Annotated in this window: 12 protein-coding genes and 1 pseudogene; 7 read left to right on the forward strand and 6 right to left on the reverse strand. The window is 57.3% G+C overall.

Translation table 11 applies throughout. The features are described 5' to 3' along the window. From B3Y70_RS12265 to cobA, 5 genes and pseudogenes are all read left to right on the forward strand, one after another. Positions 1-642, forward strand: a 642-nt coding sequence (locus B3Y70_RS12265; protein WP_288589898.1) for a DNA translocase FtsK, incomplete at its 5' end; no start/stop codon positions are given. A 40-nt stretch (positions 643-682) separates the two neighbouring features. Beyond that, complete coding sequence (lolA, locus tag B3Y70_RS12270) at positions 683-1,303, forward strand: outer membrane lipoprotein chaperone LolA (protein ID WP_273030000.1); 621 nt, start codon at positions 683-685, stop codon at positions 1,301-1,303. Beyond that, on the forward strand, positions 1,303-2,637 hold the full coding sequence (locus B3Y70_RS12275; RefSeq protein WP_273030002.1) for a replication-associated recombination protein A: 1,335 nt from the start codon (positions 1,303-1,305) through the stop codon (positions 2,635-2,637). The genes lolA and B3Y70_RS12275 overlap by 1 nt, the downstream gene beginning before the upstream one ends. A gap of 113 nt (positions 2,638-2,750) precedes the next feature. Continuing rightward, positions 2,751-4,025 carry a serine--tRNA ligase gene (gene serS / locus B3Y70_RS12280; RefSeq protein ID WP_113880119.1) on the forward strand — a complete coding sequence of 425 codons (1,275 nt, stop codon included), beginning with the start codon at positions 2,751-2,753 and terminating at the stop codon, positions 4,023-4,025. A 41-nt stretch (positions 4,026-4,066) separates the two neighbouring features. Beyond that, positions 4,067-4,873: pseudogene (gene cobA, locus B3Y70_RS12285) on the forward strand (uroporphyrinogen-III C-methyltransferase); the annotation flags it as partial. 16 nt (positions 4,874-4,889) lie between these two features. Here the strand turns inward: cobA and B3Y70_RS12290 are convergent. Further along, entirely contained in the window at positions 4,890-5,969 is a 1,080-nt protein-coding gene (locus B3Y70_RS12290) for a 3-deoxy-7-phosphoheptulonate synthase (RefSeq protein WP_114434046.1), read from the reverse strand. 183 nt (positions 5,970-6,152) lie between these two features. Here B3Y70_RS12290 and B3Y70_RS12295 point away from each other — a divergent pair, with 183 nt between their 5' ends. After that, the gene (locus B3Y70_RS12295) at positions 6,153-7,979 is read left to right on the forward strand and encodes a DUF1631 family protein (RefSeq protein ID WP_114434047.1); all 1,827 of its coding nucleotides are present in this window, start codon (positions 6,153-6,155) and stop codon (positions 7,977-7,979) included. Positions 7,980-7,987: 8 nt separating this feature from the next. After that, positions 7,988-8,404, forward strand: coding sequence for a PilZ domain-containing protein (locus B3Y70_RS12300; RefSeq protein WP_113880115.1), 417 nt, complete (start codon positions 7,988-7,990; stop codon positions 8,402-8,404). A gap of 56 nt (positions 8,405-8,460) precedes the next feature. Here the strand turns inward: B3Y70_RS12300 and B3Y70_RS12305 are convergent, their stop codons facing one another. The 5 genes from B3Y70_RS12305 to B3Y70_RS12325 form a co-directional block, all read right to left on the reverse strand. Continuing rightward, complete coding sequence (locus B3Y70_RS12305; RefSeq protein ID WP_014421393.1) at positions 8,461-9,246, reverse strand: enoyl-ACP reductase FabI; 786 nt, start codon at positions 9,244-9,246, stop codon at positions 8,461-8,463. A gap of 67 nt (positions 9,247-9,313) precedes the next feature. After that, on the reverse strand, positions 9,314-10,912 hold the full coding sequence (locus B3Y70_RS12310; protein WP_153739916.1) for an ABC transporter ATP-binding protein: 1,599 nt from the start codon (positions 10,910-10,912) through the stop codon (positions 9,314-9,316). 1 nt (position 10,913) lies between these two features. After that, positions 10,914-11,936 (reverse strand): ABC transporter permease, encoded by a 1,023-nt coding sequence (locus B3Y70_RS12315; protein WP_114434049.1) that lies wholly within the window; start codon positions 11,934-11,936, stop codon positions 10,914-10,916. Between the two features lie 2 nt (positions 11,937-11,938). After that, positions 11,939-13,024 carry a microcin C ABC transporter permease YejB gene (locus tag B3Y70_RS12320; RefSeq protein WP_022991191.1) on the reverse strand — a complete coding sequence of 362 codons (1,086 nt, stop codon included), beginning with the start codon at positions 13,022-13,024 and terminating at the stop codon, positions 11,939-11,941. 43 nt (positions 13,025-13,067) lie between these two features. Then, positions 13,068-14,465 (reverse strand): extracellular solute-binding protein (locus tag B3Y70_RS12325; RefSeq protein ID WP_288589903.1); only part of this gene is annotated, 1,398 nt, incomplete at its 5' end.

Genomic DNA, 14,465 nt, shown 5'->3' on the forward strand with positions numbered 1-14,465 from the left:
GACATGATGATGATTGTCGGCAAGAAAGTGGAAGAGTTGATTGCCCGGATTGCCCAGAAGGCAAGGGCGGCCGGTATTCATCTGGTTCTGGCAACCCAGCGTCCGTCCGTGGATGTGATTACCGGCCTGATCAAGGCCAACATTCCCACCCGGATGTCGTTCCAGGTATCGTCCAAGATTGACTCCCGTACCGTTCTTGATCAGGGCGGGGCTGAACAGTTGCTGGGCCACGGCGACATGCTGTATTTGCCACCAGGCTCAGGTTTGCCGGTGCGGGTGCACGGTGCCTTTGTCGACGATGACGAAGTACACCGTGTGGTCAGTGCCTGGAAAGCGCGGGGCGAACCAGAGTATGTGGATGATGTACTGAATGGCGCCGAGGGCGAGCACCTTCCAGGCGTACCCACGCTTAACGAAGGCGGCGCCGGTGGTGGCGAAGAGGGTGATGCCCTGTTTGACGAAGCGGTGGCTTTTGTCACTGAAAACCGGCGAGTGTCTATTTCGTCGGTCCAGCGTAAATTCAAGATCGGCTACAACCGTGCCGCCAATCTGGTGGATGCCATGGAAGCTTCGGGGGTAGTCAGCCCGGCGGGCCACAACGGTGCCAGAGAAGTTCTTGCACCGCCGCCTCCCAGAGACTAGGAGTTATCAGATGATCAGAATGTTTTCAGGAATCCTGTTGATGCTGGCAGCAACGTGGTCTGGCCTGTCCCAGGCTGAGAGCGTACAGGCATCCCGGGGCGCGGCTGAGCAGTTGACCTCGATTCTGAAAGGTTACGAGACCTATCAGGCGGATTTTATACAGATTGTCGTCAACGAGAACGGTAATCAGGTTCAGGAAACCCGTGGATCGCTCAAAGCCAAACGGCCTGGTTTGTTTTACTGGGAGACCGGTGCACCCTTGTCCCAGTTTATTGTCAGCGATGGCGACAAAGTCGAAGTCTATGATCCGGATCTGGAGCAGGTAACCGTTCATTCCCTTGATGAGCGGGTTCAGACCACGCCGGCACTGCTGTTAAGCGGAGAAGTAGAGAACCTGGATGAGAGTTACGAAGTGAGCGTTCGGGATCTTGGCGAAAGCACCCGTGAGTTCACTCTGGTACCCCGTAGCCAGGATTCTCTGTTTACCTCTCTGCGACTGAGCTTCTATGACGGAGAGCTGCAGGAAATGCGCATGCGGGATTCATTGTCCCAGATGAGCATTCTCAGCTTCGACCATATTGAACTGAATCAGGCACTCGATTCCAGTGTCTTCCGCCTCGATTATCCGGAGGGGGTTGACGTGATTCGGGATGGTGCCTGATGCAGGACAGCCTGTTTCAGACTGAGACCGGCTTTCAGCCCCTGGCCGCTCGTATGCGGCCGACCTCTCTCGAAGGCTATGTCGGCCAGGCTCACCTGGTCGGCCCTGGAAAACCCCTGCGCCGGGCTGTGGAGCAGGGGCAGCTGCATTCCATGATTCTCTGGGGTCCGCCCGGAGTCGGAAAAACCACCTTTGCTCGCCTGCTGGCCAATGTCGGCGACCTTTCCTTCGAAACCATCTCTGCAGTCCTAAGTGGCGTTAAGGAAATTCGCGAGGTGGTGGAGCGCGCTCGCAACCGTAAACAGTCCCAGGGCAGGGATACGCTTTTGTTCGTGGATGAAGTGCATCGCTTCAACAAAAGCCAGCAGGATGCATTCCTTCCCCACATCGAAGATGGCACCTTTATTTTCGTGGGCGCAACCACCGAAAACCCATCCTTCGAACTGAACAGCGCCTTGCTGTCCCGTACCCGTGTTTATGTCCTGAAAAACCTGGAAGCGGCGGATATACGACGGCTGCTGGACAGTGCCCTTGAGAGCGAGCAGGGCTTTGCCGGCCAGTTGCGGGTAGATGAGGGGGGGCTGGCGACCATGGCGGAAGCGTCAGGTGGCGATGCCCGGCGAGCGCTGAACATTCTGGAAGTGGCCGCCGACCTCGCTGAGCCGGACGATGACGGGAATAATCGGGTTACCGCTCAAACTCTCGAACAGGTACTGCAGACCAGTCTCCGCCGTTTCGATAAAGGTGGGGATGTCTTCTACGACCAGATTTCGGCGCTGCACAAATCGGTGCGTGGCTCCAACCCGGACGGTTCACTTTACTGGTTGTGCCGGATGCTCGACGGCGGTTGCGACCCGTTGTATGTCGCCCGGCGCCTGGTTCGTATTGCCAGTGAAGACATCGGTAATGCCGACCCGAGGGCGCTCCAGATTACCCTGCAGGCCTGGGATGCTCAGGAACGTCTTGGCTCCCCGGAGGGCGAGCTGGCGCTGGCACAGGCGGTCACCTATCTGGCGCTTGCGCCGAAGAGCAATGCGGTTTACAAGGCGTACAATCAGTGCATGGCCGACATCCGCAGCGATCCGGACTATGAAGTTCCGGTACATCTGCGCAATGCGCCCACCAAATTGCTGAAAAGCATGGGGCATGGAGAAGAATACCGCTACGCTCACGATGAGCCGGACGCCTATGCGGCAGGAGAAGCCTACCTGCCGGAGGCGATCCACCAGCGGCGCTATTACCAGCCGGTACAACGGGGACTTGAGATCAAGCTGGCGGAGAAGCGCGAACGCCTGGATTCGCTGGATGCCAGCAGCCCGAAAAAGCGGTACTAAGCCCCATCCCTCGCCAATTTTGCTGCCTGTGTCCGGCCGGTGGTGGTCAGCGCATTCACGGCAGGTATAATGCCCGCATACCATTCATTCGTTAACCGGAAATCAGGAACAACATGCTCGATCCGAAACGTGTCCGTACACAGACTGAAGAGATCGCCCGTCGGCTGGCTATCAAGAATTTCGAGTTTGATATTGCCACCTTCGAGCAGCTTGAGGAACGCCGCCGGGCCATTCAGGTTCGTACGGAAAACTTGCAGAGCGAGCAGAACAAACGGTCGAAATCCATCGGCAAAGCCAAGGCGGCCGGTGAGGATATCAAACCGTTGCTGGAAGAAGTCGAAAGCCTGAAGCAGCAACGTGGTGACGCCGAGGACGAACTGCGTTCCGTGCAGGAATCCCTGAATGCCTTCTTTGCCGGTATTCCCAATCTTCCCGACGACGACGTGCCACCGGGCGCCAGTGAAGACGACAACGTCGAGACGCGTGTCTGGGGTACGCCCCGTGAATTCGATTTTGAGCCTAAGGATCACGTGGCCCTGGGTGAGCAGCTGAAAGGCCTGGACTTTGAGAAGGCCACTCAGCTGGCCCATTCCCGTTTTGCTGTTATGCGCGGACAGCTGGCGCGCCTGCACCGTGCACTGGCTCAGTTCATGCTCGATCAGCATACTCTGCAGCATGGTTACACCGAGGCCTATGTGCCTTATCTGGTGAATGCCAACACTCTGTTTGGTACCGGCCAGCTGCCAAAATTTGAAGAAGATCTTTTCCGCACAGCCGGCGACAATCCTCTGTACCTGATTCCGACCGCGGAAGTGCCGGCCACCAACCTGGTGGCGGATACCATTCTGGATGATGCCGAACTGCCGCTGCGTCTGGTTTGCCATACGCCGTGCTTCCGGAGTGAGGCAGGGTCTTACGGCCGGGATGTGCGGGGCATGATTCGTCAGCATCAGTTCGACAAGGTGGAGCTGGTGCACATTGTTCGCCCGGAGGAATCCACTCAGGCGCTGGAGGAACTGACCGGACACGCCGAGAAGATCCTGCAGCTGCTTGAACTGCCTTACCGTGTGGTCACCCTCTGTGGCGGCGACATGGGCTTTTCCGCCGCCAAAACCTACGACCTGGAAGTCTGGCTGCCGGGGCAGGGCAAATACCGCGAAATTTCTTCCTGTTCCAACACCCGTGATTTTCAGGCACGGCGTATGCAAGCCCGCTGGCGTAATCCGGACACCGGAAAGCCCGAACCGGTCCATACCCTCAATGGTTCCGGCCTGGCCGTAGGTCGCGCCATGATTGCGGTGATGGAGAACTACCAGCAGGCGGACGGCAGTATTCTGGTGCCCGAGGTACTCAAACCCTACATGGGAGGCGTCGAGCGTATTCAATGAATGATCAATCCAGGGATGCACCAGTAAAGGGCGTACCCGTCGGCTCTGCACCGACGCGGTACAGGGCCAATCCGGTTACGGATAACCCCAACAACTCGGCCGGTGAAGTAGCGTTGGTCGGTGCCGGCCCCGGCGATCCGGAGTTGCTCACCCTCAAAGCCTGGCGCCTGATCCAGTCGGCGGAGGTGGTGTTGTACGACCGCCTGGTTTCTCCGGAGATCATGGCCCTTATTCCGGAAAGCACCCAGAAGATCCACGTTGGCAAACAGCGTTCGAACCACACGCTGCCGCAGGATCAGATCAATCAACAGTTGGTGGATCTGGCCCGGGAAGGCTATCGGGTGGTACGTCTTAAAGGCGGCGATCCGTTCATCTTTGGCCGTGGCGGCGAGGAGATTGAAACCCTGGCCTCGGCCGGCGTCCGTTTCCAGGTTGTGCCGGGTATCACCGCCGCCTCAGGTTGCGCTGCCTACGCCGGTATTCCTCTGACGCACCGGGATCACGCCCAGTCAGTGCGGTTTATCACCGGTCACCTGAAGAATGACACCTGCAATTTGCCGTGGAAGGACTTTGTTCAGAATAATCAGACCCTGGTATTTTACATGGGCCTGGTCGGTTTACCGATCATCAGCCGGGAGCTGATGGCCCACGGCATGCAGGCGGATATGCCCGTGGCTCTGGTGTCCAGGGGCACCACACCGGAACAGGAAGTGATTACCGGTACTCTGGAAACGATTGTGGATCGGGTTCAGGAGGAGGGCGCACAAGCGCCGACGCTGGTGATCATCGGCAATGTGGTTTCTCTTCGAAACCGTCTGGATTGGCTGGGAGCAGAAGCCGGGCGGTGAGGCCCGGCTTCAGGATTCAGGCAGAGGCGGTCCGCTTGGGCAGAACGTCTTTCAGCTTTTCACGCATGTCGCGAATGGCTTTTTCGGTGGTTTCCCAGTCGATACAGGCATCCGTGATGGATACACCGTATTTCAGGTCAGCCAGGTTTTCCGGAATAGACTGACTACCCCAGTTGATGTGGCTTTCCACCATCAGGCTCTGGATAGACTGATTGCCTTCCAGAATCTGGTGTGTCACATCCTGCATTACCAATGGCTGAATAGCCGGATCCTTGCTGGAGTTGGCGTGGCTGCAATCCACCATGATGGATTTGCGCAGCTTGGCCTTATCCAGTGCCTGTTCGCACAGGGCTACGCTGACGGAGTCGTAGTTTGGCTTGCCGCCACCACCACGAAGTACGACGTGGCCGTAGTTGTTGCCCTTGGTGCGAATAATGGCAACTTTGCCCTGCTGGTCGATGCCCAGGAAGCTGTGGGGATGAGAGACTGACTTCATGGCGTTAACCGCAACGTCGAGGCTGCCATCGGTGCCGTTCTTGAAGCCGATGGCCATGGACAGGCCGCTGCTCATTTCCCGGTGGGTCTGGGACTCGGTGGTACGGGCACCGATAGCAGACCAGGCTATGGTGTCCTGAAGGTATTGGGGAGATATTGGGTCCAGGGCTTCAGTGGCGGCCGGAAGGCCCATCTCATTGATGTCCAGCAGCAGGCGGCGACCAATGTGCAGTCCCTGCTCGATATCAAAGGTATCATTCAGGTGCGGATCGTTGATCAGGCCTTTCCAGCCTACGGTGGTGCGTGGTTTCTCGAAGTACACGCGCATGACGATCAACAGTGTATCGCTGACTTCATCGGCGAGCTTTTTCAGTCGGGCGGCATAATCGCGGGCAGCTTCTACATCGTGAATCGAGCAGGGGCCTACGACGATGAACAAACGGTGATCCTTGCCATCCATAATGTCGTAGATGGCTTGCCGACCATTGGCAACGGTTTCGGCTGCCTTTTCTGACAGTGGCATCTCTTGCTTCAGTGCTTCAGGAGTGATCAGTGTTTCCTGGCTGGCCACGTTCAGGTTTTCCAGTTTCTTACCCGACATCTTGTTGTGCTTCCCCGAATCTTGTCGTTACCTCACCCGGTATATTCATTCTTTTGTCCGGATGATTGAATAATAAGTGCGAGTGGGATACTTGGTTGCAGTAAACCCCGGCGAGTTGGTTATACTGCGTTATTTGCAGGCCCTTTTCAACGCTTCTCAACGCTTCAGGACAACAGGTAACGGATGTCGCCCTCATCAACGAAACCACAGGCTGTCTCTTCCTCCCGAAAGGTGGTTTCAGAAAGGATTACCCGGGTTCTGTCCGGGATCCGGGTGCCCGATCTGCCATACCCCGCCAGTAAGTCTTCTCCGGAGCAGGAACCCGACTGGCGTCCCTTGTTGATGTCCTGCTGGACGGAACAGCGGGATGAGCGGGTAACCAAAGTGCTGCGTTCGGTTCAGATTGAGTGGACCGTCCGGCAGGTGAACGCAGCCTACCTTTCCGACCGGATCATGGACGTCTTCCTGAAAACCTCCGGCCTGCATGCCGCCCTGGTGGGGCGTATAGCGCGCTTACGGTTCTGGCTCGCATGGCAACTGGATCTGTGTGGTGCTGAGGTGTTCAGCGGGGTACTTCTGGACTGGCTTGATAACCTTCAGGAATGGCGTGGCTGGAGTGATACCGGTGGCCGATCATCCCGCGTATTGCTGGATCAGCTCGATAGCCTGGTAATTACTGTATCCGGTAGCTTTGAGGCTGGCAGCCGTGATCCGCTGGAGCACTACTGCAGCCAATGGCTTGCTGATACCCGAAAGCGGGATGATCAGGTGGCGCGGCTACGGGAACGTTTGTTGGAAACCGAACAGGGGGCTTCACGCCAGCGTTTGTCAGATCAGGTGGCCAGGGCTCTGATCGGCCGCGCCTTGACGGGCCGTCAGCTACCGCCGGCCATTACCCGCTTTATCCTGACCGACTGGCACAAGGTGTTGAAACAGAGTGTCTGGGCCGAAGGCGCGGACAGTGAAGTGCATCGGCACGCCAACAAATTACTGGAGTGGCTGGTCTGGGTGGGCGACCCCCAGCTTTCTGATCGGGATCGTAACCGGTTGTATCACGTCGGGGAACAACTCGGCGACCGCGTCCGCGAAGTCTGGACTCGCGCTCTGGGTGAGGGTGCTCCCGAACAGGCATTGCACGAGATCCAGGCGGTAATTGTGGCTCGAATTCGAGGGGAAACACCAGAACTGGAGCCCGCGCTTTCGCCCGATTCCGATTTTTCCTGGGATAGCAGTTGGCTGGTGAATGAGTCGGTGCCGGCCGATGAATCCGAACCTCTGGTCGGTCAGTGGTTTGTAGAGGGTGAGGGTGCACGGGAGCAGCGACGTTTCTTCTTTGCTCTGTTACCTGACAGCGGAGAAGTGCTCTGGACCAATGGTGCCGGTGTCAAACTTGGGCTGCAGCCCTGGAAGGAATTCCAGGCCGAACTTGCCAGCGGAGGACTCAGGCCGCTTCCGGAGCCGACAGCCTTTGGCCAGGTGCTTGCCGAAACCCTCGAAGTGCTGTCTAAAGTATGCGCCAAGCAACTGGAACAGCGTGAAAAAGCGGCCAAGGAAGCCCGCGCCCGGGCCGAAGCGCTTCGGAAGGAACGGGAAGCGGCCGAGCAACGCCGTCGGGAAGAGGAGCTTGCACGCCAGCAGGCACTCGAACGAGAACGTGAAGAGGCCGAGCGCCAAAGGGTGGCAGACGAAAAGGCAGAGCAGGAGCGTTTGCGAAAAGAGGCAGAGCTGGTGGCCACCAAACAGGTCGAAGGTATCGCGCTCGGCGGCTGGATTGTGCTCACTCAGGAAACCCGGGATGACGACCCTGTCCGGCTCAAGCTCGCCGTCAAGATTTCTGCCTCGCGGAAATATGTGTTTGTGGATCGTCTGGGGCTCAATCGCCGGGAATTTCTCCAGGACGAACTGGTTAACGGAATCGTGGGAGGTCGAATTCGCGTGCTTGGCAGTTCGGCCGAGTTTGATGACACCCTGAGCCGCGTTGTCGGGCGTATCCGTGTTGGTCGGAACTGAGGTGAACGATGATCGATGATGATTATGGGTTCGGAATAGAGGACGACTTACCGTCAGGGAAAGACCTTCGTGAGGACTACCGTCTAACGGCCCGGGCGCGTGCCTGGATACTCCTGGAATCGGCCGAACCGGAGTCGGAGCCGTCGACACTGGATGGTGTATCCGACAGGCTGGAATGTCAGGTGCGCGACATATCGGCCCGTGGAATCAGTCTGTTGTGCGAGGCATCGCTTAGCATCGGGTCGATTTTGGTTGCGGAGGTAAGTCTCGGGGAACACGCAGAGCACTTCCGGCTGAGTGTCGAGGTCATGTGGTGTCGCGAGGCGGAGTGGGGGTATCTGATTGGCGTCCGGGTACTTGAGTCAGATGAAACTGACTATCTGGACTGGATCGAGGCGGTTGCCAGGGCACTCTCGGAAAGCTGAACGAAAAGAGCCGGCATCGCGCCGGCTCTTTTGCTATGGCTGACGTAGGGAACCTATCAGGCGTCCATCTCCGCCATGCCGGTGATGTTGAAACCACCGTCCACATACAGGATTTCACCGGTGATACCAGAGGCCAGGTCGGACGACATGAAGGCGGCGGCGTTGCCAACTTCTTCTGTGGTCACGTTACGACGCAAGGGGGCCTGCTTGGCGTTCTCGGCCAGCATGCGGCGGAAGCTCTTGATGCCTGAAGCGGCCAGGGTCTTGATCGGGCCCGCTGAGATACCGTTCACCCGGATGCCTTCCTTGCCCAGGCTGGCGGCCATATAGCGTACGTTGGCTTCGAGAGACGCCTTGGCCAGACCCATCACGTTGTAGTTCTGCAGCACCCGCTCGGCGCCCAGGTAGCTCAGGGTCAGCAGACTGCTGCCTTCGTGCATCATCTTGCGCGCGCCCTTGGCGAGGGCCACGAAACTGTATGAGCTGATATCGTGGGCAATCCGGAATCCGTCACGGGTGGTGACGTCCACGTAGTTTCCATCCAGCTCATGGGCCGGCGCATAACCAACCGCATGGATGATGATGTCGATGTTGTCCCAGTGTTTGCCCAGTTGCTCGAATACTTGGTCAATCTGCTCGTCGCTGGCGACGTCACAGGGGAAAGTCAGTTTGCTGCCCCACTGTTCCGCAAACTTCTCAACGCGGGACTGCAGTTTCTCGTTCTGATAGGTGAAGGCCATTTCGGCGCCTTCACGAGCGAAGGCCTCGGCAATGCCGTAGGCAATGGAATGTTTGCTGGCGACGCCAACAATCAGTGCTTTTTTGCCACTGAGGATTCCCATGGGTTTCTGCTCCCTGTGTTCCGTGGTTTCGGCGCATTATCCCCGACCTGTCAGGGTCGGGTAACGCTCAATTGGTCGTAGACTGATAGAAAAATGCGGCATTCAGCAGTTCCCGGGTATACGGCTGTTGTGGTTCCCGGAAAATGGTCTCTGCATCGCCGTATTCCACAATCCGGCCTTGCCTGAGTACCAGCAGTTTGTGGCTGAGTGCGCGAACAACGGCCAGATCATGACTGATAAAGATGTAGCTTAGCCTATATCGGGCCTGAATTTCCCGTAAAAGCTCGATCACCTGCTTCTGTACCGTTCTGTCCAGGGCGGAGGTGGGTTCATCCAGAATCATCAGGTCTGGCTGGAGAACCAGCGCGCGTGCTATGGCAATACGCTGACGCTGGCCGCCCGAGAACTCGTGTGGATACCGATGCCGTGCGGCCGGATCCAGTCCCACATCCTGAAGGGCCTGGATAACCCTGGCTTCGTGCTGCCCGGAACTCCCGGGCTCGTGGATTTCCAGTCCTTCACGGATGATTTCTTCAACGGACATCCGCGGGCTGAGGCTGCCAAACGGATCCTGGAAGACAATCTGAACGCGCCGGCGCCATGGCCGGAAAGCCTTCTGGGAAAGGGCGGACAGCTCTGTGCCGCAGAGGCTGAACTGGCCTGTGCTCGGAGTGAGTTTCAGCAAGGCGTGGCCCAGTGTGGTTTTGCCACTGCCACTTTCGCCGACAATACCGAGGGTTTCACCGGCACGCAGCTCGAAGCTGGCATCCTGTACCGCGTGGAAGCTTTCTTTTACCTTGCCCAGCAGGGTCTTGCGAATGGGGAAATGCACATTCACGTTGTTTACGGTCATCAGGGTTTCGGTACCACTACTGGCTGGCAGAGGGTGCTCCGGTGGTTCCGCGTCAATGAGTTTACGGGTGTAGGTATGAGAGGGCGACCTGAACAGCGCTTCTGTCGCGCCTTGTTCGACCATTTTTCCCCGTTCCATCACCACCACGTAATCGGCATACCGGCGGACGATGTTCAGATCGTGGGTAATTAACAGCACTGCCATGCCCAGCTTCTGCTGCAATGATTTCAGCAACTCCAGCACCTGTTTCTGAACCGTCACATCCAGTGCCGTGGTGGGCTCATCCGCAATCAGCAAATCGGGTTCATTGGCCAGAGCCATGGCAATCATTACCCGCTGTTTTTGCCCACCCGATAATTGGTGTGGGTAGCTCGTCAGGCGGGTCTCCGGGGCCGGAATCCCGACCAGTTCCAGTAATTCCAGGCAGCGTTTCCGGGCCTGGGGGCCGCGCATGCCTTTGTGTAGCTCCAGGGTCTCGCCAATCTGCTTTTCGACGGTATGCAACGGATTGAGCGAGGTCATCGGCTCCTGGAAGATCATGCTGATGTGCCGGCCACGAATCTGGCGCAGGCGCTTTTCCTTCGCCTGCAGCAAGTCTTCGCCCTTGTAGAGGATCTGTCCGGCGGGATAAGCCGCATGACGTTCATCCAGCAGCCGAAGTATCGACAGGGCAGATACCGACTTGCCGGAGCCGCTTTCGCCAACCAGCGCGAGAGTCTGGCCTTTGTCGATGCTTAATGACAGCCCGTCAACCACCCGTGGGCCGTTATCGAAGGTGATGGACAGGTCCGAGATGGAAAGCAGGTCACTCATATCAGTTCTTTCTCGGGTCAAAGGCATCGCGCACCGCTTCTCCCACAAACACCAGCAGCGTAAGCATGACGGCCAGTGACACGAATGCGGAAATACCCAGCCAGGGGGCATGAAGGTTGGCTTTACCCTGGGCAATCAGTTCACCCAGTGATGGCGATCCCGAGGGCAGGCCGAACCCCAGGAAATCCAGAGACGTGAGCCCGGTTATGGCGCCGGTGAGAATAAACGGCATGAACGTGAGGGTTGCCACCATGGCATTGGGCAGAATGTGCCGGAACATGATTCTGCGATTATCCAGGCCGAGTGCTCTGGCGGCTTTCACATACTCGAAGTTACGGGCGCGGAGAAACTCAGCCCGCACGACATCCACCAGCCCCATCCAGCTGAACAGCAGCATGATGCCCAGCAACCACCAGAAATTGGGCTGAACAATCGAAGACAGAATGATGAGCAGGTACAACATGGGCAAACCAGACCAGATCTCGATAAAGCGCTGGCCAAACAGATCGATCTTGCCACCGTAGTAGCCCTGAAGTGCGCCAACGGCAACGCCAACGATGGAACTGGCGATGGTGAGCGTCAGGCCGAACAACACCGAAATACGGAAACCATAGATCACCCTGGCAGCCACATCCCGCCCCTGGTCATCGGTTCCCAGCCAGTTCTCGGCACTGGGTGGCGCAGGTGAGGGCACGGTGAGCTCGTAGTTGATGGTGTTATAGCTGAAGCGGATGGGCGGCCAGAGCATCCAGCCATTGCTCTGGATTTCGCTCGCAATGAAGTCGTCCCGGTAATCAGCTTCCGTGGGTAGAAAACCACCAAAGGTTTCTTCGGGCACTTGCTGAATGACCGGAAAGTACCAGTCTCCGTTGTAGGAAACGACCAGGGGTTTATCGTTGGCTATCAGTTCCGCACACAGCGAGAGGCCAAGCAGCACCAGAAAAATCCAGAGGCTCCAGAAGCCGCGCCGGTTGGCGGTAAAGTTATTGAGTCGTCTGCGCTGAATCGGCGAGAGGGTTGCCACGATTACGCACCCTCCCGGCTTTCGAAATCGATGCGCGGATCAACCGCGACATAAGTGAGGTCGCTGATCAGCTTCATCACCAGCCCCATCAGCGTCAGGATGTAGAGAGTGCCGAAAATGACCGGATAATCCCGGTTGAGGGCAGCCTCAAAACCAAGCAGGCCGAGGCCGTCCAGCGAGAAGATTACCTCAATCAACAACGACCCGGTAAAGAACAGCGCCACCAGAACGCCGGGCATACTGGCAATGACAATCAGCATGGCATTACGGAACACATGGCCGTAAAGCACCTGCTTCTCTTCCAGGCCCTTGGCCCTGGCGGTGACCACATACTGCTTGCTGATTTCGTCCAGAAACGAGTTCTTGGTCAGCAGCGTGAGGGTAGCGAACCCGCCGATCACGTTTGCGGTCACTGGCAGGGCGAGATGCCAGAAATAATCAGCAACCTTCTGGTACCAGGTCATCTCGTCAAAACCCGGCGAGGTCAGGCCCCGGAGCGGGAACAGATCGAAATAGCTACCGCCGGCAAACAGTACGATCAGCAGGATGGCAAACAGGAATCCGGGAATGGCGTAGCCGACCACGATCGCGGAACTGGTCCAGACATCGAACCGGGAGCCATCCGTGACCGCCTTACGGATGCCCAGTGGAATGGAGACGAGGTAGATAATCAGCGTGGACCAGAGGCCGAGGGAAATGGAGACCGGCATCTTGTCCAGAATCAGTTCGACGACGCTTCTGTCCCGGAAAAAGGAATCGCCGAAATCGAAGGTGGCGTAATCGCCCAGCATTTTGAAAAAGCGTTCGTGCGCAGGCTTGTCGAAGCCGTACATGGCCTCAAGTTCTTCAAGAAGTTCGGGCGGCAGGCCCCGGGAGGCCCGGCTGTCTCCGGAACTGCTCGCCACTTCACTGCCGACATCGCCACCACCGGCGCGCGCCAGAGCGCTGCTGCCGTGGCCTTCCATCTCCGCGAGAATCTGTTCAATGGGGCCACCGGGAGCGGCCTGAACAATGACAAAATTCAACAGCATGATCCCCACCAGGGTGGGGATGATCAGGGCGAGGCGGCGGAGTATGTAAATGCCCATTCAGGGAGCAGTCCTTACTACAGCGTCGTGATAGCGAACGGTATCAGCGTTCACTCCACCAGTTGTTAAGGTCGATGCCGTTCTTGGGCGTGTTGGCCGGGCGTTTCAGGTGGTTCCAGTAGGCCACCCGATCCTTGCGCAAATGCCAGTGCGGGATCACGTAATGGCCATTCAGCAGCACACGATCCAGTGCGTGCACCCGGCGTACAAGCTCTTCCCGGTCCGGCGCCTGAATGACCATGTTGACCAGCTCATCGATGACGGGATCGCTAACGCCCATGAAATTGCGGGAGCCGGGTACATCGGCATTACTCGAGTGCCAGTAGTCCCGTTGTTCGTTGCCCGGAGAATCAGATTGAGGCAGCACCTGGGTGATCATGTCGAAATCAAAACTCCGAACCCGCTGAACATACTGGTTACTGTCGACCAGCCGCACCGACACATCGATACCCAACTTTCCAAGATTCTGTTTGAAGGGCAGAACCACTCGTTCAAAGCTTTTCTGGAACAGAAGGATCTCGAATGCCAGTGGTTTGCCAGTCTCCTGATGGACCATTTTGCCATTCTTGATCTGATACCCGGCTTCGGTCAGAAGTTTTAGTGCGGTACGCAGATTGTCCCGCAGGCTGACGCCTTTACCGGTATCCGGTGGTACATAGGCCTCTGTGAAAACGTCGGGGCTTAGTTGATCCCGATAGGCTTCAAGAATTTCAAGCTCTCGCCCTTCAGGCAAGCCCGACGAGGCAAGATCGCTGTTCTCAAAATAACTGCTGGTGCGAGTGTACTGGCCAAAGAACAGGTTCTGGTTGGCCCACTGGAAATCAAAACCGTAGGCCAGCGCCTCCCGAACCAGAGGATCCCGAAACACCGGTTTGCGGGTATTGAAGATAAAACCCTGCATGCCTGTGGGGCGGTGGTGTTCGATGGCTTCCTTCTCGATATCGCCGCTCTCGAATTGGCGGCCGGTATAGGCGGTTGCCCAGTTCTTGGCTGAGGTTTCCTGGCGGAAATCGAAGTTGCCCGCCTTGAATGCCTCGAGGGCGACGGTGTCGTCGTTGTAGTACTCGTAGGAAATGGTGTCGAAGTTGAAACGGCCCTTGCGTACACCCAGATCTTTGGCCCAGTAGTCGTCGACTCTCTGGTAGGTAATGGAGCGGCCTGCGTCAAAAGAGGCAATCCGGTAAGGGCCACTGCCCACCGGGATGGTCAGGCCGCTGCTTTCAAACTCCCGATCCTGCCAGAAATGTTCTGGCAGGACGGGCATCTGACCAATAATCAGGGGTAGTTCCCGATTGTTGGTTTGCGCAAAGTCAAAGCGAATCCGGTGACTGTTTTCAATGGTCACCTTGTCTACATCCGCGTAGTAGTTGCGGTAAAACGGGTGACCTTCGGTGGTCAGAATCCGGTAGGAAAATTTCACGTCTTCAGCGGTGATTGGTTC

Origin of the sequence: Marinobacter sp. UBA5687 (assembly GCF_002420325.1) — a bacterium.
Lineage (GTDB): Bacteria > Pseudomonadota > Gammaproteobacteria > Pseudomonadales > Oleiphilaceae > Marinobacter > Marinobacter nauticus.

Coding starts and splice junctions, on each gene's coding strand:
- lolA (WP_273030000.1), top strand. CDS start 683: ATGCTGGCAGCAACGTGGTCTGGCCTGTCCCAGGCTGAGAGCGTACAG.
- B3Y70_RS12275 (WP_273030002.1), top strand. CDS start 1,303: ATGCAGGACAGCCTGTTTCAGACTGAGACCGGCTTTCAGCCCCTGGCC.
- serS (WP_113880119.1), top strand. CDS start 2,751: ATGCTCGATCCGAAACGTGTCCGTACACAGACTGAAGAGATCGCCCGT.
- B3Y70_RS12290 (WP_114434046.1), bottom strand. CDS start 5,969: ATGTCGGGTAAGAAACTGGAAAACCTGAACGTGGCCAGCCAGGAAACA.
- B3Y70_RS12295 (WP_114434047.1), top strand. CDS start 6,153: ATGTCGCCCTCATCAACGAAACCACAGGCTGTCTCTTCCTCCCGAAAG.
- B3Y70_RS12300 (WP_113880115.1), top strand. CDS start 7,988: ATGATCGATGATGATTATGGGTTCGGAATAGAGGACGACTTACCGTCA.
- B3Y70_RS12305 (WP_014421393.1), bottom strand. CDS start 9,246: ATGGGAATCCTCAGTGGCAAAAAAGCACTGATTGTTGGCGTCGCCAGC.
- B3Y70_RS12310 (WP_153739916.1), bottom strand. CDS start 10,912: ATGAGTGACCTGCTTTCCATCTCGGACCTGTCCATCACCTTCGATAAC.
- B3Y70_RS12320 (WP_022991191.1), bottom strand. CDS start 13,024: ATGGGCATTTACATACTCCGCCGCCTCGCCCTGATCATCCCCACCCTG.